This window comes from Duganella sp. 1411, from assembly GCF_017833525.1.
Classification (GTDB): domain Bacteria; phylum Pseudomonadota; class Gammaproteobacteria; order Burkholderiales; family Burkholderiaceae_D; genus Rugamonas.
The window spans coordinates 1306448-1326719 of record NZ_JAFICD010000001.1 but is presented as its reverse complement, the minus strand read 5'-3'; the positions used below and the strand labels follow the sequence as shown (position 1 = coordinate 1326719).

Genomic DNA, 20272 nt, shown 5'->3' with positions numbered 1-20272 from the left:
GGGGATGGCATGACAGCGCAAAATGCCGATCAGGTCGCCGGATGGAACGGTCAAAGCGGGGAGCGCTGGGCCGCCCAACCAGGCCCGCGCACCAAAGCGTTGCGCAAGGTGGGTTTGCAACGCAAGGATTGACCGGCAAGCTGTACCGACCAAGCCTCTGATTTTCAGGGGCTTTTTCTTTTGCGTCCAGCATCGGCGCACTCTTGCATACGTGCTGACCTCCGCGCCCTGCGGCGGACGCGGCATTCCTCACCCCTACGCAGACAACGCCCATCCGCATCGCCGGGTGTCATCGCGCCGTCATTCACGGGGCGTATATTGGCGACGTCCAAAACATTGTCCCCATGACAACAATATAGCAACCCGCGTTGCATACCTCGTCCCTCAACCTCGGATAGGCCCTATGACCTCACGACGCAGTTTCCTTCGCAGCAGTGCCCGCGCGGGTATCGCCGCCACCGCCTTCGCCGCTTTTCCACCTTCGATCCAGCGCGCGCTGGCCATCCCGGCCAACAACGCGACCGGCACCATTCAAGACGTCGAGCACGTTGTGATCCTGATGCAGGAAAACCGCGCGTTCGACCACTATTTCGGTACGCTCGCCGGCGTGCGCGGCTTTGGCGACCGGTTCCCCATCCCGCTGCCGGAAGGCCGTAACGTGTGGCAGCAACGGACGGCAAACGGCAACGTCATGATGCCATTCCACCTGGACGGCAGCGTGGGCAACGCCCAGCGCGCCAACGGTACGCCGCACGACTGGCATGACAGCCAGGCGGCCTGGGACAACGGCCGCATGGACCAGTGGCCGCGCTACAAAAACGCCATTTCGATGGGCTACTTCAAGGAGCCCGAAGTGCCGTTCCAGTTCGCGCTGGCCAATGCGTTCACGCTGTGCGACGCCTACCATTGCGCCATGCACACGGGCACCGATGCGAACCGCTCGTTCTTCCTGACGGGCACCAACGGCGCGGTACCCACCGGCACGGCCTTTGTCACCAACGAATGGGACGCCATCGACGGCCTGGCCAGCGGCGTCGACACCGGCTATACGTGGACCACGTATGCCGAGCGCCTCGAGGCTGCCGGCGTGCGCTGGATGAGTTACCAAAACATGCCCGATGAATGGGGCGACAACATGCTCGGCGCGTTCCGGCAGTTCAAGCGCGCCAACATCGCGTCGGGCTACCCGGTTTCCAGCGGCGGGTCGCCGGGACGGCCGTACAGCAACACCGGCCAGGCGCTGCCATATCACGCCTACGATGCCGCCAGCGACAACCCGAACAACCCGCTCTATAAAGGTATCGCCAACACCTTGCCGGGCACCCAGCCCGAGCAATATCTGGACGCGTTCAAACGCGACATCCGCGAGGGTAGGCTGCCGCAGGTGTCGTGGCTTAACGCACCGTCGATCTACTGCGAGCACCCCGGGCCATCGAGCCCCGTGCAGGGCGCCTGGTTCGTCCAGGAGGTGTTGGACGCCTTGACGGCCAACCCCGACGTCTGGAGCAAGACGGTGTTGATCGTTACCTACGACGAGAACGACGGCTACTTCGACCATGTCCCTTCGCCATCCGCGCCTTCGCCCGACGGCAACGGTGGTTACGCCGGAAAGACCACGCTGCCGCAGGCGGATTTGGCGCCGGAATACTACTCGCACGGCCGGCCGCTCGGCAGCACCAAGCAGCCGCCCGCCGACGGCCGCGTCTACGGCCCCGGCCCGCGCGTCCCCATGTATGTGATCTCGCCCTGGAGCCGGGGCGGCTGGGTCAACTCGCAAGTGTTCGACCACACGTCGGTGCTGCGCTTCCTCGAGGCGCGCTTCGGTGTGCGGGAGCCGAACATCAGCCCATTCCGCCGCGCGGTCTGCGGCGACCTGACGAGCGCGTTTAACTTCGCGACGCCCAATGCCGGCGAGCTGCCGGTGCTGAAGGGCAGGCGGGACCGCGGCCAGGCCGACGCCCTGCGCGCCGCACAGCAGCGTCTATCGCAAATCGCGCCGCCGACCATGCCGCAACAGCCTCTGCAGGCTGCGGGCACACGACCGTCGCGTGCGCTGCCCTATGAACTTGCGACCACCTGTGAAGTGCAGCCCGGCGCCACCATGGCTGCCGTGCGCGTGGCGCTGAACTTCATCAACACCGGCCGCCAAGCCGCCGTGTTCCATGTGTATGACCGCAAGGATCTGGCGGCGGTGCCACGCCGCTACACCGTCGAGGCGGGAAAATCGCTGGCCGATACCTGGGCGCCCGCTGTCGGCGGAGCGTACGACTTGTGGGTGCTCGGGCCGAACGGCTACCACCGTCACTTCACGGGTAGTGCGCTGCGCGCTGTCGCGGCGGGCCAGCCGCGCCCCGACGTTCAGGTGCGATGCGACGCCGTCAGCGGCGAGTTGGTGCTGCGCCTGGTCAACAACGGCGCGGCAGCGTGCACCTTCAGCCTGACCGCCAACGCCTATGCGCAGCTGCGGCAGCTCCACACCGTTGCTCCACGCGCTGAACTCGTCGTGCGGCTTGCGGTGGCGAACAATGGCTACTGGTACGACTTCAGCGCCACGGTGTCGGGCCAGCCCGACTATCTGAGACGTTTCGCCGGACGTATCGAGACCGGTCGACACACAGTGAGCGACCCGGCGCTCGGCCAACTTTGATCATGCGTCCCAAGCCGGCAAGCCGCCGGCTGCGGCACCTTCTCATCACCTACCCAATAGGATACCCATGCATTCCATTCTCCGCGACTTTATCCTGGCCTCGGTCATCGCGCTGTGCGCACCTTTCGCCTCGGCGACCGTGCTGACGTTCGACGACATCGTCGGTCCCGACGGTTTCGCGTCCGTACCGGGCAACTATGGTGGGCTCGACTGGTCGAACTCCGGCTTTTCCGTCTTCACCAGCGAGCAGGCGCCATTCGTGGCCCATTCCGGCCAGGGCAGGGTGACCACCGATTGGACCGACGGCGGGCCAATCGCCAGCACGGTCCGCTTTTTGGCGCCGACGATCTTCCAGGGCGCGTGGTTCTCCGGTTACAGCGACAGCAGCGTGCGCTTTGATCTGTACTTCGCCGGCAAGCTGGTGGCCACTTCGGCATCGCTACAACTGTCGGATACTCCGGCTTTCCTGAACGCCAGCTGGGGTGGCGCGATCGACGCGGTCGTGGTGTCCAGCGGCTTTCAAGCCTCTTACGTGATGGACGATATGAGTTTTGTAAGCGCCGCCCCGGTACCGGAACCAGGCGCGTTGGCACAGCTGCTGGCGGGGCTGGGACTGGCCGGTTCGATACTGCTGCGCCGGTCCAGGGCCGAGTCCTGATCGCGTCCTCATCCCGCTGGGTTGAACTGGATCGGTGCCGCTACCTCGCGGCTTCCTCCAGCAGCCAGCCCCGAAATGTCGCCAACCGTGGCAGGCCCGCGGACTCGGGGCGGTACACGATGTAATAGGCCAGCGGCGACTCGAACGTGATATCGCCGCACAGGCGCACCAGCCGCCCCGAGGCGATGTCGTCGTGCGCCATCACGCTGCGCGCCATCGCCACGCCATGGCCTTCGACCGCCGCCTGCAGCACCGCGGCCGAGTTGTTGATCTTCATGCCGCGCGAGGTCGGGGCATCGCGCACGCCCGCCTTGGCCAACCATGCCTGCCACGTCGGGAAATCCGCATGGCCGTCCATCGACAGGTCGTGTATCAGCGTTTGCCGCGCGAGGTCCGCCGGTTGCCGCAACTGCGCGTGTTGTTGCAGGAAGGCCGGCGAACACACCGGAAACACTTCCTCACCCAGCAATTTGTCGGCCGTCAGGCCGGGCCAGTGTCCGGTGCCGTAGCGCACACCGATATCGATGCGTTGCGAGACGAAATCGACCGCCTTCAGATTGGTATCGAGCCGCACATCGGTTTCCGGGCAGACCGACTGAAACCGATCGATCCGTGGCAGCAGCCACTTGGCGGCGAAGGCCGGACTGACGGTGACCGTCAGCACGCCATTGAGCGAACCTTCCTTGAGCCGTTCAAGGCCGAGCACGAGCTTGTCGAAGCCGGCGCGCAAATCCGGCAGTGCGCGCTCGGCGGCCTCGGTGGTCACCAGGCGCGCCTTGCCGCCCGGGTTGCGATGAAACAGCGGCGCTCCCAGCCAGTCTTCCAGCGTGCGCACCAACTGGCCGACCGCCGCCGGCGTGACGTTAAGTTCGGCCGCCGCGGCGGAAAAGCTCTGGTGCCGGGCGCTCGCTTCGAACGCCCGCAAGGCATTCAGATGTATCGGTGTCTTCATGTTGTTGAGTTTGTTTGCTTGGCCTCCGCATTCTAGCCCACCGGTACAGGCAGCTAAAGATTTTCTTTCAGTGCCTGACATTTAATCTGGTTTGTTTCAATCCTGCAATGGGCGCAAACTTCTTTCCATCGCAGCAGTAATTCACTGCGCAGAAGTTTTTCTTAAGCAGCGCCTGACCTTGGGGCCGGGCATACAAAGGAGTGAATATGAGCAAGCAATTCGAAGGCAAGAAACTGTTGGTCGTCGGCGGCACCAGCGGCATGGGTCTGCAAACCGCGCGCATGGTCCTGGCGGAAGGCGGCAGCGCAGTAATCGTGGGCAACCGCGCGGACAAGGCCGAAGAGGCGCGCAAGGAATTGTCGGCACTGGGCACGGTATGGGCCTTGACCGCCGACCTGTCCAGCGACGAGGGCCTGGCCACGCTGCTAAAGGCGATCGACGAGCAGCATCCTGACATCGATCTGCTGGTGAACTCGGCCGGCGTGTTCTTCCCTAAACCGTTCCTCGAGCACGGCGCCGCCGATTACGACCAGTACATGAAGCTCAACAAGGCGGTGTTCTTCATCACGCAAAAGGTCGCCGCCAACCTGGTGGCCGGCGGACGTCCGGGCGCGATCGTCAACATCGGTTCGATGTGGGCCAAGCAGGCGATCGCCGCCACGCCATCGTCGGCCTATTCGATGGCCAAGGCGGGCCTGCATTCGCTGACGCAGCATCTGGCGATGGAACTGGCGTCCAAGCAAATCCGGGTCAACGCGGTGTCGCCGGCTGTGGTGCAGACGCCGATCTACGAGGGTTTCATCCCGAAAGCGGACGTGCATAGCGCGCTGCAGGGCTTCAACAGTTTCCATCCGATCGGCCGGGTCGGTACGCCGCAGGATGTGGCGGAAGTGGTGGCTTTCCTGCTGTCCGACAAGGCCTCCTGGGTCACCGGCGCGGTGTGGGATGTCGATGGCGGCGTGATGGCCGGCCGTAACTAAATACCAGAGGCAAGCCCGGAAATGCGGGCGCCCCGGCGCCCGCATTTATCTACTTTATGGAGCATTAATCATGATGCAAGACTGGAACACCTACCGCGATTCCCTGTTGGAAAAAGTTGGCGACTACGCCGCGCAGAGCCCCGATGTGATGCGCGGCATTATGGCGATCGACAACGCCGGCGCCAAAACCGGCCACCTGACGCCGAAGATCCACGAGCTGATCGCGCTGGCGGTGGCCATCACCACCCGTTGCGACGGTTGCATCTCGGTGCACACCAAGAAAGCCGTGGAAGCCGGCGCGACGCTGGCGGAAATCTCCGAGGCGCTGGGCGTGGCGATCGCGCTCAACACCGGCGCGGCCCTGACGTACTCGGCGCGCGTGATGGAAGCGTATCAGCAACTGCCGAACAAGTAAGCCGTCATCGGCGGTCGCCGCCGGGCGGGCTTCAAGCCCGGCCCGGCGATGGCCGCATTTGTCCAACTTTGGAAGTTTGTCATGCTTATCAATGCCGATTTCTCGCGCCCGGTGATCCTGGCGCCTCATCAGTACCAATGGGTGCCGTCGCCCCAGAACGGCGTCGAGCGCATCATGCTCGATCGCATCGGCGCCGAGAAGGCCCGCGCGACCAGCATCGTGCGGTATGCGCCGGCGTCCGTTTTCCCACGGCACCTGCATCCGCGCGGCGAAGAGATCCTGGTCCTCGACGGCACCTTTTCCGAGGGCGGCGTGGATTATCCCGCCGGCTGGTACCTACGCAATCCGCCCGGCTCCAGTCATCAACCGTCGAGCGGCGAGGGCGCGGTGATCTTCGTCAAGTTGCGGCAAATGCCGTCGCACGAGCAGCGCCACGTGCGCATCGATACCCGCGATCCCGCCAACTGGCGTGTGGAGCAGGGACGCGAGGTCTGCCCGCTGTTCGCCGACGGTGCCGAGCAGGTCACTCTGCAGCGGCTGGCGCCGCACGAGGCCTTGCTGGCCGACGCGGACGGCGGCCTGGAACTGCTGGTGCTCGAGGGCGACGTGATCGCGCAGCAGCAATTCTGCGCGCGCTGCGCGTGGATGCGGCTGCCCGCCGGCGCCTTGCCCGCCATCGTTGCCGGCGCGCGCGGCGCGACGGTCTACCTGAAGACCCGGCACCTGGCCGCCACCACTTTGAAAGGCTGAGCATGGAACAAGCAAGCATAGTGATCGTCGGCGCCGGCCTGAGCGGCCTGTACGCCGCGCACCTGCTGGAACGGCTGGGCGTCGCCGATGTCGTCCTGCTGGAGGCGCGCGACCTGGTCGGCGGCCGTATCGCCAGCGCCGCAGCGCCGGCGGGCGACGCAAGCGCCGCCGGCTTCGACCGCTTCGATCTGGGCCCGACCTGGTTCTGGCCGGAGCAGCAGCGCGAGCTGCACCGCCTGGTCGACGAACTGGGGCTGCAACGCTTCGCCCAGTACGACGAGGGCGACATGCTGTACGAGCGCGCGCCCGGCGAGGCGCCGGTGCGCATGCGCGGCTATGTCAGCGCGCCGCAATCGATGCGGCTGGTCGGCGGCATGAACGCGCTCACCGACGCGCTGCACGACACGCTGCGCGGCACGCGCATCGTCACCGGCCAGACCGTGCGGCGCCTGCGCAATACGGCGGACCAGGTCGAAGTGGAGAGCGTGGACGGGGCCGGCGCAAGCACGACCTGGCGCGCCGCGCACGTGCTGCTGGCCTTGCCGCCGCGCTTGGCCGCCGGCGGCATCGTGTACGAGCCGGCGCTGCCGGCGCCGCTGGCGCGGGAGTGGGCTTCGACCGCCACCTGGATGGCGCCCCATGCGAAGTACGTCGCCATCTACGACGAACCGTTCTGGCGCGCGCAAGGCCTGTCGGGTTCGGCGCGCAGCGGCGGCGGGCCGTTGGGCGAGATCCATGACGCCTCGATGCCGGGCGGCAGCGCGGCCTTGTTCGGTTTCCTTGGCGTGCCGGCAAGGACGCGCCAGCGCCTCACCGACGATGTGTTGCTGACGCATTGCCGGGCCCAGTTGACGCGTTTGTTCGGGCCGAGGGCGGACGCGCCGCGCGCCGAATTCATCAAGGATTGGTCGAAGGATGCGCTGACCGCCACCCCGGACGACCTCGACGCCGGCGGCGATCACGGCCACGCCCGGGCGGCGGCGCCCGCGTCCGGTCCCTGGCAGGGGCGCCTGAGCGCCATCGCCAGCGAGTGGTCGCCACGTTTTCCCGGCTATGTGGCCGGCGCCATCGACGCGGCCGAGCTCGGGGTGCGGGCCTGGCAACGGCAACACCATACCGCCAACGGTGGGTGATTGTGTTTTTTAACGACTTGAAGGAGTGATGAAGATGAAACAAGCTTATCGTGCGATGCAAGTTAGTCGTCCCGGCGTGCTGGAACTGGTCGAGCGGCCGACGCCGGCGCCGGGGATCGGCGAAGTCCTGATCGCGGTCCAGGCCTGCGGCATCTGCGGCGCCGACATCGGCGACATCGAAGCGGCGGATCCGGCGCTGCAACCGCCGCGCGTGCCGGGCCATGAGGTGGTCGGGCGCATCGTCGCGCTGGGCGAGCACACGCCGGGCATCTGGAAGGTCGGCCAGCGGGTCGGCGTCGGCCGCCTGGGCGGGCATTGCAACGAATGTCCGCAGTGCCGCCAGGGCCGTTTCCAGCTGTGCCAGAACCAGCCGTTCGTCGGCGCCAGCCGCGATGGCGGTTATGCCGAGATGATGCTGGCGCGCGCCACCGGCCTGGTCTCCATTCCCGAGCAGCTGGACGCGGAGGAGGCCGCGCCGATCCTGTGCGCCGGCATCGCCACCTTCAACGCGCTCAAGAAGAGCGGGGCGCAGGCGGGCGACACCGTCGCCATCCTGGGCATCGGCGGGCTGGGGCACATGGCCCTGCAGTATGCGCGCCGCATGGGCTTCAAGGTCGTGGCGATCGGCCGTGGCAGCGACATCGCGCAGGACGCGCTCGATCTGGGCGCGCACGTCTACATCGACAGCCGGCTCGAGGACGCCGCCGCCGTGCTGCAAGCCCATGGGGGCGCGCAAGCGGTGGTGACCACCGTCTCCAACGCCGCCGCTGTGACGGCCCTGATCGACGGTCTGGCGCCCACCGGGCGGCTGGTCATGCTGGGCGCGGACAAGGATCCGCTGCTGGTGTCGTCCGGGCGGCTGGTGGTGGGCGAACGCGGCGTGCTCGGCTCGATCACCGGCACACCCTACGACAACGAGAAGACGCTCGGTTTCAGCGTGCTGGCCGGCGTGCGCCCCCGTATCGAAACCATGCCGCTGGAACAGGCGACCGAAGCCTATCAGCGCATGAAGTCCGGCGACGTCAAGTTTCGCATGGTGCTGACCATGGGCACGAGATGAAGCATGACGACTATATCGCGATCGGCGCCGGCAGCGGCGGCATCGCCTCGGTCAACCGCGCCGCCCTGCACGGGAAGAAATGCGCGGTGATCGAAGCCGGAGCCATCGGCGGCACCTGCGTCAAGGTTGGCTGCGTGCCCAGAAAGGTCATGTGGAACGCCGCCCACATCGCCGAAGCGATGCGCCGATACGGCCCGGATTACGGCTTTGCGGCCGCGCCGCCGGTGTTCGACCGGGCCACGCTGGTGCGCAATCGCGACGCCTACATCGGCCGCATCCATGGCTCGTATGAGGGCCAGCTCGAGCGTAACAAGATCGACGTAATCGCCGGCTTCGCCCTCTATTAGCCCGCGCAAGTCGATGAAATCTATATCACGCACATGCATCCGGACCACATCGGCGGGCTGGGCGCGGGCACCCGCGTCTTCCCCAATGCCGTTGTGTACGCCGACCAGCGCGATGCGCGGTACTGGCTGAGCAAGACCAGCATGGCGCAGGCGCGGGCCGACCAGCAGTCGTATTCCGATTTCTTTGTGCAGATGTTGTTGGGCTATGGCTTGTACCAGAGCGCGCTTGCGCTGCGGTTGTTGCCATGGATACGGCAGCAGCCTTTCGCCCCGTCGTACTGGTCCTTCAGCTTTGGCGTGGCGGCGCTGGCCAACCTGACGCTGCGCCTGCATGAACGCATGCCGGGCCGGTTGACGGCGGTGCTGGCGCCGCTCACGCTGGCCGGCGCCAGCCTGGTCATCGGCGGGCTGATGCTGGGCACCACGCACCTGGCATGGCGCGGCCGCTTGGTGCCGGCGATCGCGCGTTGACGATCGGGTGGCCGACGGCGGTCATGATGCCTCTCTCCGCAGTCGCTCGATCGCGGCCAGCGCGGCGCCCAGTTCCGCCATGCCGGGCGTGCCCAGGCACAGCCGCAGGCCGCTGTCGGTGGCGCTGTCGTCGGTGGCGGTCGAGGCCGGCGGGGTGACGGTCACGCCGATGGCTTGCGCGGCGGTCGCGATACGCTGCGCCTGCAGCGCGGGCATCGGCAACCAGACGTGGTAGCCGGCGGTGTCTTGCGACGCCAGCCCGGTCAGCAACTGGCGCGCTAGGTTCACGCGGCTGACGGATTCGGCGCGGATCGCCTGGCGCACCGCGTCCGCCGTCCCGTCCATCAGCCACTGCGCCATGAAGGCGCAACTTAGCGGCGATACCATGATGGCCGAGGTGTGCAGCGCGTCGATGACGCGCGCGTACATCGCCGGCGGCGGCACCAGGCCGCCGATGCGCAATGTCGGATTGAGGGTCTTGGACAGGCTATTCGCGTAGAACGTGCGTTCCGGCGCCAGCATCGCCAGCGGCAGCAGGTCGGGGACGGCGCTCTGGCTGTAGACGTCGTCCTCGATGATCCAGACGTCATGCACGCGGCACAGTGCGACGATCGCTTCCCGGCGCGCCAGGCCCATGGTGGCGGTGGTTGGATTCTGCATAGTGGGCGTGACGTACAGCGCGCGCGGGCCGGCCGCCGCCCGCCCGAGCGCGTGCTTCAACGCGTCCGGAACCATGCCCTGTTCGTCCATCGCCACGCCGACCAGCGGCAGCGCGTGGTGGCGGGCGAGGGTGATTATTCCCGGATAGGTATGCGCCTCGGTGAACAGCGTGCCATGGGGGCCGAGGCAGGCGTTCAAGGCCAGGGCCACCGCGTGGTGGGCGCCGCAGGTGAGCACGAGATGGCGCGGGTCCGCCTCCATGCCCACGCTGGCGAACCAGCGCGCAACCAGCCGGCGATGTTCCTCGTGGCCGGCGATCGGCGGATAGTCGTTGAACAATCCGGAATCGATGTTCCTGGCCACAGACGCCAGCGTGCGCGCCAGCAGGCGCTCCGTCATCACGGCCGGCGGCGCGTTGCGCGACAGGTCGATCTGTACGCCTTTGCGTGTTTGAACCAGCGCCACGAAGGTGCCGCGCCCCTTCACCGAGCGCACCAGGCCACGGCGCTCGAGCATGGCGAAGGCCTTGGTCACCGTGCCCACGCCGATGGCGAGCGTGTCGGCCAGGTCGCGGTGCGGGGGCAAGCGGTCTCCGCTCTCAAGCTTGCCTTCGAGAATATCGTGGGCCAGCGCGGCCACCAGGCGTTCGGACGGCGGTGCCGCGATCGGCATCAGGTGCGGCGTCCAGGGCGAGGCCAGGCGCATGATCGGGTTTCCTCAGAAATAGTGTCATGAGACACTTTATATGTTTACGCGAAGTGTCTCAACTTCTATGATGGCATTTTACCCCCTCAACGGAGTTCGCCATGCCATTCGATTTTGTTCAGGTAGATGCCTTCACCACGCGCCCGCTATACGGCAATCCGGCCGCCGTCGTGTTCGACGCCGACGATCTGCCCGCTGAAATCATGCAAAAAATCGCGCGCGAGATGAACTTGTCCGAGACCGTGTTCCTCCTGAAGCCGACCAGCGCCGCCGCCGACTACCGCGTGCGCATCTTCACGCCGATGAGCGAGTTGCCGTTCGCCGGCCACCCGACGGTCGCCGCGGCCCATGCGGTGCTGGCGCGCTATCCGGACAAGGCCGACGCCACGCTGCTGCGGCAGGAGTGCGGCATCGGCATCGTGCCGGTGGCGGTGACGCCCACGCCACGCGGCAAGCTGCTGACCATGACGCAGGCGGCGCCGTCGTATCGGGACGCCGGCCTGGCGCGCGCCGTGGTGGCCGAGATGCTGGGATGCGACGCAGCCGACCTGGCGCCGCTTCCCTTCGAAGTTGTGTCGACCGGCGTGCCATGGTTGATTGTCGAGTTGTCGCGGTTCGCGGCGATATCGGCCCTCAATCCCGACCAGGGCCTGATCGCGCGCGTGTGCAAAAAGGCGGGGGCGGTCGGCGTGACCGTGTTTGTCGAACGCGGCGATGCCGGCCCGGCGCGCCTCCGGGTGCGCACCTTCGCCCCTGGCGAGGGCGTGCCGGAGGATCCGGTCTGCGGCTCCGGCAACGGGTCGGTGGCGGCGTTTATCGCGCGCCACAAGCATCCCGGCGAAATGACCGGCGGCTACGTGGCGGAGCAGGGCATCGAGATCGGCCGCGATGGCGAAGTCCAGGCGTCGTGGGAGCGTGGCGAGGCGGGAACGCTGAGCGTACGCATCGGCGGCGAAGCGGCGGTGTCCGCCGCGGGCCAATTGCTGCCGTGACGCGGCGGATCGACACTTGTGTGGTTCCGGGCCGCGCAGGTGGCAACTTCAGCCTGAAGCATACAAATCGGGCATAGCAGCGTTGTCTTTCTGCATACCCTGCTGTCCGCCAAGTCCATTACGATGATGGATGCCGGCTCGGACGCGTCCCTGGTGCGCACCGCCGGCGCAATACCTTATTTTATGGCGTGGTTCGGTCAAGGAGCGGTGCGATGGTGGACAGGCTGAAGGACAAAGTGGTGCTGGTGACCGGCTCGACCTTAGGCATCGGCAAGGCGGTGGCCATGCTGTTTTTGGCCGAGGGCGCCACGGTGGTGCTCAATAGCCACCGCGACGACGCCGACGCGGCCGCCGTCATGGACGCGCTGGCGGGCGAGGTGGCCGCCGGACGGGCGCTGTACCTGCGCGCCGACATCTCCCGGCGCGGCGAGGTGGAGGCGATGGTGGCGGCGATCCTGGCCCGCTACGGGCGCATCGACGCGCTCGTCAACAACGCCGGCGTCAACGTCTTCACCGATCCGCTAGCGATGACGGGCGAGGACTGGGCGCGCTGCTTCGCGGTCGATCTCGAAGGCGCGTGGAACGTGATCCGCGCCGCGCTGCCGTCGATGCTCGAACGCGGCTACGGCAACATCGTCAATATCGCCTCGGTCCACGGCCACAAGATCATTCCGGGATGCTTTCCGTATCCGGTCGCCAAGCACGCGCTGATCGGGCTGACCAAGTCGCTCGGCATCGAGTACGCGGCGCGCGGCATCCGCGTCAACTCCATCTCGCCGGGACTGATCCTGACCGAAAGCGCCGAGGCGTGGTTGGCATCGTGTCCGGACCCTGCCGCCGAGCGCGCGCGCCAGGTGAACCTGCTGCCGGTGCGGCGCATCGGCGAGCCGCTGGAGGTGGCCTACACGGCGCTGTTCCTCGCCAGCGACGAGGCCCGCTTCATCAACGCCGCCGACATCCTGATCGACGGCGGCAGATCCCAGCTCTATAGCGAGTAAGCCGCCTCAACCCGACTGGAATATGAAAGTGCGCGATTGACCCGAAGGCCGCCAAGGCAAGCGGACATCGGAATCACGTAGGGCGGATTAGCGCAGCGTAATCCGCCAAGCGCCGTCGACGGCTCATGGCGGATTACGGCGTCCCACCTAATCCGCCCTACGGAAAACGACAGGCCCGCAGTTACCGCGGCTTGTCAGCGAACAGTCCGAACTCGGCGAGATCCGTAAAGGTGGCATCGCCGTTATTGGCTGTGATGTTAAGCCGGTAGTAGCGATAGGCGGCCGGACTTGCGACCGTGTAACCTTTCAGCTCAAGCCGCCGGCTGAACGCCTGATCGCTTTGCGTGTCGAGCGTGGTCCAGGCGGCGCCGTCGTTCGATCCCTGGAACTGCCAATCCTTCGGATCGCGCGGGACCTGATCGCCGGAGCTGATGACCGTGTAGCGCCGCACCGTCTCGGTGTGGCCGAGGTCATACCTCAGCCAGCCCGTCACGCCCGTGTAGAACCATTGCGTCGCCGAGTTCTGGTCGAAAGCGCGGCTGGCGTTGGCCGGGTTGTTCGCACTGTCGAGGGCGCTGCCGCCCGCGGCGACGTTGACCATCGGCCGTACCGGCGTGGCGCTGTCCTCGGGGGAGCTGGCGCCCGTGCCGGCGGAGTTGGCCGCCGCGACGGTGTAGTAGTATGTCGCGCCGTTGGTCACCGACGTGTCCGTGTAGCTGCCGCCGGCGACGTCCATCGCGATGGTCGAGTACGGGCCGCCTTTGGAGGTGGCGCGCATGACCGTGTAGCTGGTGGCGCCGAAGGATTGCTGCCAGCGCAGCGGGACGGCGTCATCGCCCGGGGCGGCCAGCAGCGCGGCCGGCGCGGCGGGGATGACGCTCGGCGCGCCGCCGTCGCCGCCGGTGATCTGGACGTTGCTGAAGCTGGAGCGATTCAGCGTGCCGTTGGCAACCGACGACACCATCAGCCCGACATAGATCGTCTCGGGCAGCGGGCCGTTGAGACGGCCGACGTCCGTGGCGGCCCAGTTGGTGCCGTCGGGGGAAAGGTAGCCGGTGATGACGTTGCCGATGCGCTCGAGCTTCAACCAGTACGAGGGCGCGGTGTTGGCGATGGCGAGGGCCTTGTTGCCGTAGTTGTTGCCGCCGTACACGGCGAGGTTTTGGATATTCTGTTCGGCCTGGAGCCGGTTGGTGATGGCCATCCACGCGCGCGGAGCGCCTTGATCCAGGCTGGTGCGCATCATCACGCCGGCCTTCGCGGACAGGCTGGTGTTCTGGACCGCGTCGACTTTCGCGATGATGGCGCCGTCGCCGGTGATGGCCTTGTAGCTGAAGTGGCAGCTGTCGTTCGCGCCCCAGATCTCGGCGCCCGCGCCCGACACGCTCCATTTGCCGTCGGCGTAGGTGGCCGAGCCGGCCGGGGTGGCGCCGCCGATTTCAATACTGCTCAATCCCGAGGTGACCGAGGTGGTCGAGGGAATGGGCAGCTGCGGCGCGGGTGCCGGCGCGGTGGTTGCGGAAGCGGCGTCGGTCAGGAACATGAAGCTGCCGCTGTCGACCGGCATCCAGCCGCGCCGTTGAGCGATAAACGGCGCCTGCATGCCCTTGCGCAGGGCGTAGGCGCCATAAATCTGATTGAGCGTGATGTTGCCGCCGCCCCAGCCGCGATTGGTGTTGTCGGCGGTGTAGTAGGCGTCGGTCGTGCCAAACGGAAGGAAGGGCGTGGGCGCGAGCTCGTTCACCCTGGCGAAATACTCGCCCGCCGCCAGCAGGCGGTCGTCAAAATCGGAATAGACGTCGATGCCTTGCTTCCACAGTGCCTCGGCAAGCATGGACAGCGACTTGAGCTGCCCGTGGGCGTGCCCCTGGTCGCGCAGGGAGTCGCCCAGCATGCCGATGTCGTTGGAACTGCGCAATCCGATGTGGGCCAGCGTGCGGGTCTGGTACACGACCTTGTCCAACGCCTCCGCGTCGTCGTTGAAGATGGCCATCAACCCCAGCGCGACGAGCGCCAGCGCGCCCTTGTTGGCGGCCCCGAACTGGTTTTCGCCATAGGGGTTCGACGCCGGCATCAGCACATCCTTGAAGTACTTCTTCACCACGGCCGTGTCGTCTGCGGTCCAGCCGGACCAGGTGCCGCGCAGGATGTCGGCGCCGCCCACGAACATGTAGGCGTAGTCGCCCAGGTCGAGCATCGACTCGCGGCCCGTGAACTCGACCTGGGTGGTGGCCCATTCCCTGAGGATGGTGCGTGCCTTCTTCGCGTATTCGGCATTGCCGGTGAAATGCCACATCCGCGACAGATTCCAGATCGCGACCATGTCGTTGCGCCATGCCCAGAGGTTGACGTTGGGGGCTCGGCCCACCGTCGCATACGGCCCCGCCATGACGTAGGTGAGCTTGGCCTTGCCATCGTTGGCCAACTGGTCGTAGCCGGATTTCCATGGCTGCCTGCCCTGGTCGACATAGGTCTTGAGCGTATTGAGGTCCGAGACGGTCAGCGGCGTGCCGGGGTGGGTGAAGGTACGGGCTTCGGCGGCGTTGCCACAGGCCGGGAGCACGGCCGAGCTCAACAGGAAGAGCGCGGCGGCAAGTTTGGTTGTTCGGTGATGTGCCAGGGGATTTCGGTTGTTCATCGATCACTCTCCAGAAGTCCCGATGCGGCGCGGCCGGTCGGGGTGAGGCAATATGCAAAACGGAAATGTAGTCTATGTTGCATAGTTGCTGAGCGTCAATAAATTACCGACTGGCTGAGAAAAATAATAAGTGGCGTTGAGTGTTTTATGGAGGCGGCCTGGCGCGAGGCCGGGTGTGGATGTGCTGGGGGCCAATGTACGTTCGTGAGATTCGCGATGTGGTAGAATTTCTCACGTATCTCATTTCGCAGCAGGGGGCGACATCATGAGTAAATTAATCGCTACGTCGCGTTTCAAGCGGTTTTATTCTGGCAACGCGAGAGTTTCAGCCGTTGCTGGCGCGCTTCGGGTAGGCAGGGCGGAGATTCAAGAGCGGCACGCTTTCGAGGAACTTCAAAAAGTGCTGACTCTAATTCGCGAGGGCGAAACGCTTGCGCGCCAGTTGACTTCTTCCGTGGCTCAAATCGTGGAGCGGACGCCGATCCGCCCCTATGATCCAGTGCAAGAGCGACTGCGACAGCGTGCGGCGACTGCTATATTGAACGGGACCGAATGGCTGACCTCCACCGAGGTGGATGCGCTGGTGCCCGGGAGCGGCAAACGTATTAACTCCCATGCTCGAGCCAATCGACTGCTGAGTGAGGGAAAGGTATTTGCGATCGAACACGGCGGAAAAAAGCGTTATCCACGTTACGCTTTTGATCCATTGGGGAATCCATATCCTGCAATACGTGACGTGCTTCAGCTATTTGGCAAGGCGAGCCCTTTGCGGGTAGCCAGTTGGTTTGAGTCGTCCAGTGTGGCGTTGAATGGCCGTCGTCCCCGTGAGGTGCTGGAGGCCGATCCAACTGCCGTCGTCCTGGCCGCGCGGGAACACATCGCAGGACCGGTTCATGGCTGATTCGTTGCCTTACCGGACACTGAACAGGCCGGCGGGGACTTGGTATCGAGTGCACAGCTTTGATGTATCCACCGGGCGGTTTGGTCCTACGGTATTTAACGACAGCGGGAAGGGCAACGCGCGGTTTAGTCCTTTGTTTGACCCGGCAACTAACTCGGTCATCCCGACGATGTACGCGGTCAGTCAACCCAGAGGCGCCATCGCGGAGATTCTGCTGCATCGGCCTATCCGGCAACTCGGCGCCGGGCACTGACGATTTGGCAAAGCCTGCCAGAGGTGCAAGGTCTGTGTTGGATGTCGGTGCGCGACAATCAGTCGATGGTGGTGATGTTGTTTGGCGACCGCGTGAAATCGACGATATCTCTGTTTCCCAAGCCCCAAGGCCCGTCGAGGCGTATCGGGATGTCGTATTCGGTCTTCTTGATGAACTCGGTTGCGGGTTGGCGCTGTAGATCGCTCGAGCGGGAATGATTTCGCTTAACCCGCCGCTGGCGCTTGCTGCGTGGCCAGCCATTGCAGCAGCGCGGCGCTCTCGAGCGGCCGGCTGTACAGATACCCCTGGCCCTTGTCGCAGCCCTGCGCATGGGCAACCTCGGCCTGTTCCACGGTCTCGATCCCTTCAGCCACCGTGGTCATGCCGAGGCTGCGCGCGACCAGCACGGTGGCCTCGATCAGCACCTTGTGGTGCGCGCTGCTGGCCGCGAGGCTGACAAACGAGCGGTCGATCTTGACGGTGTCGACGGGCAGCAGGTGCAGGCTCGACAGCGACGAATAGCCGGTGCCGAAATCGTCGAGCGCCAGCTTCACCCCCAGTTGCTTGAGGCCGAGCAGCTGCTGCTGGATGTCGGCGCCTTGCGCCGCCAGGCTCTCGGTGATTTCCAGCTGCAGCTGCGCCGCCGGCATGCCGCTGGCGGCGAGGATCGCCGCCACCTTGTCGCACAGGTCGGTTTTGGTCAGCTGCGCGCGCGACAGGTTGACCGCCAGCAGGCGCGGCGCGCCCGCGCCCAGTTGCCGCTGCCAGGCCACGAAATCGCGGCAGGCCGTGGCCAGCACCTGCTCGCCGATCGCGTGGATCATGCCGGTCGATTCGGCCACGCCGATGAATTCCACCGGCCCTACCAGGCCGCGCACCGGATGGCGCCAGCGCACCAGCGCCTCGACGCCGGCACCCGGGTCCATCCGGCCGTGGGCCATCAGGCCCACCACCGGCTGGTACACATTGAACAATTCGGCGCGCTCGATCGCCGTGCGCAAATCCGCCTCCAGGCCGCTGCGCAGCAATGCCTGGTCGCGCATCTCCTGCTGGAACCCGACCATGCGGTTGCCGCCCTGCGACTTGGCCACGGTCATCGCGATCGCCGCGTCACGCAGCAGGTCGTCGGCATCCTGCGCGCCGGCGCCCAGGACCACCATGCCGAGGCTGAAGGTCAGGGCCAGCTCCTGCTCGCCGACGCGGTAGGGCTTGCCCAGGCGCTCGAGCAGGCGGCCGGCGATGCGTTCGACAATCGCCCGTTCCGGCAAGCCGTCGAGCAGCACGGCAAATTCGTCGCCGCCCACGTGGGTGGGGGTTTCCACGGCAAGGCCGCCGCCGGCGGCGCGCCCGCCGGAACGCACCGTCGTGCGCAGGCGTTCGGCGACCAGCGCGATCACCTGGTTGCCCACCGCGTTGCCCAGCGTATCGTTGACTCGCTTGAAGCGGTCCAGGTTGACCAACAGCAGCGCGCAGTGGTCGCCGCTGGCGGCGCGTGCGCGCGCGCCCATCTTGCGCAACAACGCCAGCGTGCCGGCCCGGTTGGGCAATTGCGTGAGGGCGTCCACCTGCGCCGCGTTGGCCAGCATGCGCTGCTCGCGCACCACCTCGTGGGTGGCGTCCAGCAGCACCGCCATCAGGCGGTTGTCGTCGAGTTTGAGCAGGCCGAGCGAGAGCACGGCGGGGCCATCGGCGTGGCCGTGGGTCGTTTCCACGCCGATGCGGCGGCCTTCGCAAATGACGCCTTGCGGCGCCGAAAAGTCCGCGCACAGCCGCGGCAAATCGGGCGCGTGCCGGCGCAGCACGTGGAAAAAGTTTTCCATGTCGCCGTCCGGCGCGAGCGGCATCAGCAGCCGAGACGCCATCGGGTTGAGGATTTCGATGGCGCCGTCTTTTTGCAGCTGGATCAACGCCACCGGCGCCCGATACAGGAACTGGATCAGCGCTTCGTAGGCCAGCTCGCCGTCACCGCTCATGGTTGCTCCGTGGCCGGCGCTTCCCAGGCCGCCACCTGGTTGCGTCCGCGCCGCTTGGCCAGGTACAAGGCTTCGTCGGCGCGCTTGATCAGGCCGTCGAAGCCGTCGAGCGTGTCGTCCATCACGGCCACGCCGGCGCTGATCGAGTAGGCGATCGGCCGTTGCTCGTAAATGGCGGGCGTCTTGTCGACCTCGGCGCGCAGGCGCTCGGCGATGGCCAGCGCCGCGTCGAGGCCGACGGACGGCAGGATGATGGCGAATTCCTCGCCGCCGATGCGCGCGAGCACGTCCACCTGGCGGCACACGCCGCGCATGGTCTGCGCCAGCTGGCTCAGCACCGCGTCGCCGGCCGGGTGGCCATGGCGGTCGTTGATGGCCTTGAAGTGGTCGGCGTCGATCATGATCAGCGAGACGGGGCGGGCGGCTTTCTTGCGGCGTTTTAGCTCCAGGTCGGCCGCCTCGACGAACGCGCGCCGGTTCGATAAACCCGTCAGGTGGTCGCTGTAGGTGGCCTTGCGCAGGTTGTCGCTGACGTCGCGCTTGTCGGAAATGTCGCGGATGATCATGCAATAGGCCGCCTCGTCGTCGGCGGCCGGGGCGAGGGCGGAAGCGGCCTCGTCGCCTGGCGGCGGCAGCGGCGAGATCATGGCGCTGCCCCAGAACTCGCTGCCGTCGGCGCGCAGGCGCAGGCCCTCGTCCAGCGTCCAGCCGTTGTCGTCGGCCTCGCGCAGGCGCTCCAGTTGCTGCGCCTCGGTGGTGGCGCCGTCGGGATAGAAGCGGGCGTAGGGTTGACCGGTGATGGCCGCCGCGTCATAGCCGGTCACGCGCTGGATGCTTTCGTTCCACGACTCGACCCGTCCCTGCCGGTCGAGGCTGATCAGCGCGTAGTCGGCGATGTTGGTCATGATGGCATTGAGCCAGGCGTCGGTCTTGCGCAGTTGGCGCTCGCGCCGGTCTTGCAGCGTGACGTCGGTGAGCACCGCCATCAAGCGGTCGGCGCCCAGCTTCAACATGCTGAGCGACATGACCTGCGGACCGCCGGCCTGTTCGCCGGCGTGCAGATACAGGCGGATGGCATCGCATATCTGTCCGTGCGGTTCGGCGTAGCTGGCGCAGCGCGAGCGCAGGTCGGGCGCCACCGGCGCCAGCGCCTCGAACAGGTTGGTGAGTCCGCCGTCGCGGCTGAGCGGCATCAGCAGTTGCGCCGACAGCGGGTTGAGCATCTGGATGGCGCCGTCGGCGGCCAGTTGCACCAGGCCCACCGGCGCCATGTACAGGAACTGCAACAGCGCCTCGTATTCCTGCGCGTCGGGAGGTTCGCCGGCGGCGCTCATAGCCGCTGGACCAGCACGTACGCGAGCGCGGCGCCGGGCTGGTACAACAGCCGCAGCTTGACCTTGGTGGGGCGCATGCGCAAGGTCAGCACGTAGTTGATGATGTCGTCGAGCGGCGCGCCATCGGCGCGGGCGTCGATAAAGCGCTGCGCCACCATGAAGTTGTTCATGCACGGCGCGACGGCCAGGAACAGGTCCTGGCCCAGCACCCGCTCCGCCCGCAGCCCGGCCGCTTGCGATTCGAACGTGTTGTAACGGGCGACGCGACCGTCGTGGTCAAAACCGATCGCACCGAAACCCAGGGCGTCCAGCGCGACGGCGTCGCTATGGTCCAGCAATTTGGCCAGATCGGGCTGGTCGAATCGTATTTCGGCAGGCAATGTCATGTTGGGGTTCCTTCAGAGG

General features: G+C 66.3%; 18 protein-coding genes and 1 pseudogene. 13 read left to right on the top strand and 6 right to left on the bottom strand.

Features of this window, described 5'->3' with window-relative positions; genetic code table 11:
- Positions 1–9: 9 nt before the first annotated feature.
- The 3 genes from JOD97_RS32975 to JOD97_RS05180 all read left to right on the top strand — a co-directional run bounded on the left by JOD97_RS32975 (position 10) and on the right by JOD97_RS05180 (position 3305).
- Positions 10–132 carry a hypothetical protein gene (locus JOD97_RS32975; RefSeq protein WP_255585095.1) on the top strand — a complete coding sequence of 41 codons (123 nt, stop codon included), beginning with the start codon at positions 10–12 and terminating at the stop codon, positions 130–132.
- A gap of 271 nt (positions 133–403) precedes the next feature.
- The gene (locus JOD97_RS05185; protein ID WP_209713940.1) at positions 404–2647 is read left to right on the top strand and encodes a phosphocholine-specific phospholipase C; all 2244 of its coding nucleotides are present in this window, start codon (positions 404–406) and stop codon (positions 2645–2647) included.
- 67 nt (positions 2648–2714) lie between these two features.
- Positions 2715–3305: a PEP-CTERM sorting domain-containing protein gene (locus tag JOD97_RS05180; protein ID WP_209713938.1), complete on the top strand. Its 591-nt coding sequence runs from the start codon at positions 2715–2717 to the stop codon at positions 3303–3305.
- Between the two features lie 40 nt (positions 3306–3345).
- Here JOD97_RS05180 and gcvA read toward each other — a convergent pair whose 3' ends face one another.
- Positions 3346–4257 (bottom strand): transcriptional regulator GcvA, encoded by a 912-nt coding sequence (gcvA, locus tag JOD97_RS05175; protein ID WP_209713936.1) that lies wholly within the window; start codon positions 4255–4257, stop codon positions 3346–3348.
- Between the two features lie 206 nt (positions 4258–4463).
- On the opposite strand from gcvA, the gene JOD97_RS05170 reads away from it, so the two are divergent.
- From JOD97_RS05170 to JOD97_RS05140, 7 genes and pseudogenes are all read left to right on the top strand, one after another.
- Complete coding sequence (locus tag JOD97_RS05170) at positions 4464–5237, top strand: SDR family NAD(P)-dependent oxidoreductase (protein ID WP_209713934.1); 774 nt, start codon at positions 4464–4466, stop codon at positions 5235–5237.
- A gap of 70 nt (positions 5238–5307) precedes the next feature.
- Positions 5308–5652 carry a carboxymuconolactone decarboxylase family protein gene (locus tag JOD97_RS05165; RefSeq protein WP_209713932.1) on the top strand — a complete coding sequence of 115 codons (345 nt, stop codon included), beginning with the start codon at positions 5308–5310 and terminating at the stop codon, positions 5650–5652.
- Positions 5653–5733: 81 nt separating this feature from the next.
- Positions 5734–6402, top strand: coding sequence for a cupin domain-containing protein (locus tag JOD97_RS05160; protein WP_209713930.1), 669 nt, complete (start codon positions 5734–5736; stop codon positions 6400–6402).
- 2 nt (positions 6403–6404) lie between these two features.
- Positions 6405–7535, top strand: coding sequence for an FAD-dependent oxidoreductase (locus tag JOD97_RS05155; protein WP_209713928.1), 1131 nt, complete (start codon positions 6405–6407; stop codon positions 7533–7535).
- A 34-nt stretch (positions 7536–7569) separates the two neighbouring features.
- Positions 7570–8595: an alcohol dehydrogenase gene (locus JOD97_RS05150; protein ID WP_209713926.1), complete on the top strand. Its 1026-nt coding sequence runs from the start codon at positions 7570–7572 to the stop codon at positions 8593–8595.
- Positions 8592–8939: pseudogene (locus JOD97_RS05145) on the top strand (FAD-dependent oxidoreductase); the annotation flags it as partial. The gene JOD97_RS05150 and the pseudogene JOD97_RS05145, both read left to right, overlap by 4 nt.
- Before the next feature lie 36 nt (positions 8940–8975).
- Positions 8976–9413, top strand: a complete 438-nt coding sequence (locus JOD97_RS05140) for a hypothetical protein (protein WP_209713921.1) — start codon at positions 8976–8978, stop codon at positions 9411–9413.
- Positions 9414–9434: 21 nt separating this feature from the next.
- Here JOD97_RS05140 and JOD97_RS05135 read toward each other — a convergent pair whose 3' ends face one another.
- Entirely contained in the window at positions 9435–10778 is a 1344-nt protein-coding gene (locus JOD97_RS05135) for a PLP-dependent aminotransferase family protein (protein ID WP_209713919.1), read from the bottom strand.
- Between the two features lie 101 nt (positions 10779–10879).
- On the opposite strand from JOD97_RS05135, the gene JOD97_RS05130 reads away from it, so the two are divergent.
- Together JOD97_RS05130 and JOD97_RS05125 are read left to right on the top strand one after the other, a co-directional pair.
- On the top strand, positions 10880–11770 hold the full coding sequence (locus tag JOD97_RS05130) for a PhzF family phenazine biosynthesis protein (RefSeq protein WP_209713917.1): 891 nt from the start codon (positions 10880–10882) through the stop codon (positions 11768–11770).
- Positions 11771–11982: 212 nt separating this feature from the next.
- Positions 11983–12768 (top strand): SDR family oxidoreductase, encoded by a 786-nt coding sequence (locus JOD97_RS05125; protein ID WP_209713915.1) that lies wholly within the window; start codon positions 11983–11985, stop codon positions 12766–12768.
- Positions 12769–12949: 181 nt separating this feature from the next.
- Here JOD97_RS05125 and JOD97_RS05120 read toward each other — a convergent pair whose 3' ends face one another.
- Positions 12950–15406: a discoidin domain-containing protein gene (locus JOD97_RS05120; protein WP_209713913.1), complete on the bottom strand. Its 2457-nt coding sequence runs from the start codon at positions 15404–15406 to the stop codon at positions 12950–12952.
- Positions 15407–15671: 265 nt separating this feature from the next.
- On the opposite strand from JOD97_RS05120, the gene JOD97_RS05115 reads away from it, so the two are divergent.
- A complete protein-coding gene (locus JOD97_RS05115) occupies positions 15672–16307 on the top strand; it encodes a hypothetical protein (RefSeq protein ID WP_209713911.1) in 636 nt (211 codons plus the stop codon).
- Positions 16308–16784: 477 nt separating this feature from the next.
- Here the strand turns inward: JOD97_RS05115 and JOD97_RS05110 are convergent, their stop codons facing one another.
- Genes JOD97_RS05110 through JOD97_RS05100 form a run of 3 tightly spaced genes read right to left on the bottom strand, consistent with a single transcriptional unit; the run spans position 16785 to position 20253 of the window.
- Positions 16785–18533 carry a bifunctional diguanylate cyclase/phosphodiesterase gene (locus JOD97_RS05110; RefSeq protein ID WP_209713909.1) on the bottom strand — a complete coding sequence of 583 codons (1749 nt, stop codon included), beginning with the start codon at positions 18531–18533 and terminating at the stop codon, positions 16785–16787.
- The gene (locus JOD97_RS05105) at positions 18530–19867 is read right to left on the bottom strand and encodes a sensor domain-containing diguanylate cyclase (RefSeq protein WP_209713907.1); all 1338 of its coding nucleotides are present in this window, start codon (positions 19865–19867) and stop codon (positions 18530–18532) included. The genes JOD97_RS05110 and JOD97_RS05105 overlap by 4 nt, the downstream gene beginning before the upstream one ends.
- A complete protein-coding gene (locus tag JOD97_RS05100; RefSeq protein ID WP_209713905.1) occupies positions 19864–20253 on the bottom strand; it encodes a phosphonate transporter in 390 nt (129 codons plus the stop codon). Before JOD97_RS05100 ends, JOD97_RS05105 begins: the two co-directional genes overlap by 4 nt.
- Between the last annotated feature and the right edge of the window lie 19 nt (positions 20254–20272).

What these genes read in the sequence shown, in the direction of transcription:
- JOD97_RS32975 (WP_255585095.1), top strand. Translation starts at nt 10, where the DNA reads ATGACAGCGCAAAATGCCGATCAGGTCGCCGGATGGAACGGTCAAAGC.
- JOD97_RS05185 (WP_209713940.1), top strand. Translation starts at nt 404, where the DNA reads ATGACCTCACGACGCAGTTTCCTTCGCAGCAGTGCCCGCGCGGGTATC.
- JOD97_RS05180 (WP_209713938.1), top strand. Translation starts at nt 2,715, where the DNA reads ATGCATTCCATTCTCCGCGACTTTATCCTGGCCTCGGTCATCGCGCTG.
- gcvA (WP_209713936.1), bottom strand. Translation starts at nt 4,257, where the DNA reads ATGAAGACACCGATACATCTGAATGCCTTGCGGGCGTTCGAAGCGAGC.
- JOD97_RS05170 (WP_209713934.1), top strand. Translation starts at nt 4,464, where the DNA reads ATGAGCAAGCAATTCGAAGGCAAGAAACTGTTGGTCGTCGGCGGCACC.
- JOD97_RS05165 (WP_209713932.1), top strand. Translation starts at nt 5,308, where the DNA reads ATGATGCAAGACTGGAACACCTACCGCGATTCCCTGTTGGAAAAAGTT.
- JOD97_RS05160 (WP_209713930.1), top strand. Translation starts at nt 5,734, where the DNA reads ATGCTTATCAATGCCGATTTCTCGCGCCCGGTGATCCTGGCGCCTCAT.
- JOD97_RS05155 (WP_209713928.1), top strand. Translation starts at nt 6,405, where the DNA reads ATGGAACAAGCAAGCATAGTGATCGTCGGCGCCGGCCTGAGCGGCCTG.
- JOD97_RS05150 (WP_209713926.1), top strand. Translation starts at nt 7,570, where the DNA reads ATGAAACAAGCTTATCGTGCGATGCAAGTTAGTCGTCCCGGCGTGCTG.
- JOD97_RS05140 (WP_209713921.1), top strand. Translation starts at nt 8,976, where the DNA reads ATGCATCCGGACCACATCGGCGGGCTGGGCGCGGGCACCCGCGTCTTC.
- JOD97_RS05135 (WP_209713919.1), bottom strand. Translation starts at nt 10,778, where the DNA reads ATGCGCCTGGCCTCGCCCTGGACGCCGCACCTGATGCCGATCGCGGCA.
- JOD97_RS05130 (WP_209713917.1), top strand. Translation starts at nt 10,880, where the DNA reads ATGCCATTCGATTTTGTTCAGGTAGATGCCTTCACCACGCGCCCGCTA.
- JOD97_RS05125 (WP_209713915.1), top strand. Translation starts at nt 11,983, where the DNA reads ATGGTGGACAGGCTGAAGGACAAAGTGGTGCTGGTGACCGGCTCGACC.
- JOD97_RS05120 (WP_209713913.1), bottom strand. Translation starts at nt 15,406, where the DNA reads ATGAACAACCGAAATCCCCTGGCACATCACCGAACAACCAAACTTGCC.
- JOD97_RS05115 (WP_209713911.1), top strand. Translation starts at nt 15,672, where the DNA reads ATGAGTAAATTAATCGCTACGTCGCGTTTCAAGCGGTTTTATTCTGGC.
- JOD97_RS05110 (WP_209713909.1), bottom strand. Translation starts at nt 18,533, where the DNA reads ATGAGCGGTGACGGCGAGCTGGCCTACGAAGCGCTGATCCAGTTCCTG.
- JOD97_RS05105 (WP_209713907.1), bottom strand. Translation starts at nt 19,867, where the DNA reads ATGAGCGCCGCCGGCGAACCTCCCGACGCGCAGGAATACGAGGCGCTG.
- JOD97_RS05100 (WP_209713905.1), bottom strand. Translation starts at nt 20,253, where the DNA reads ATGACATTGCCTGCCGAAATACGATTCGACCAGCCCGATCTGGCCAAA.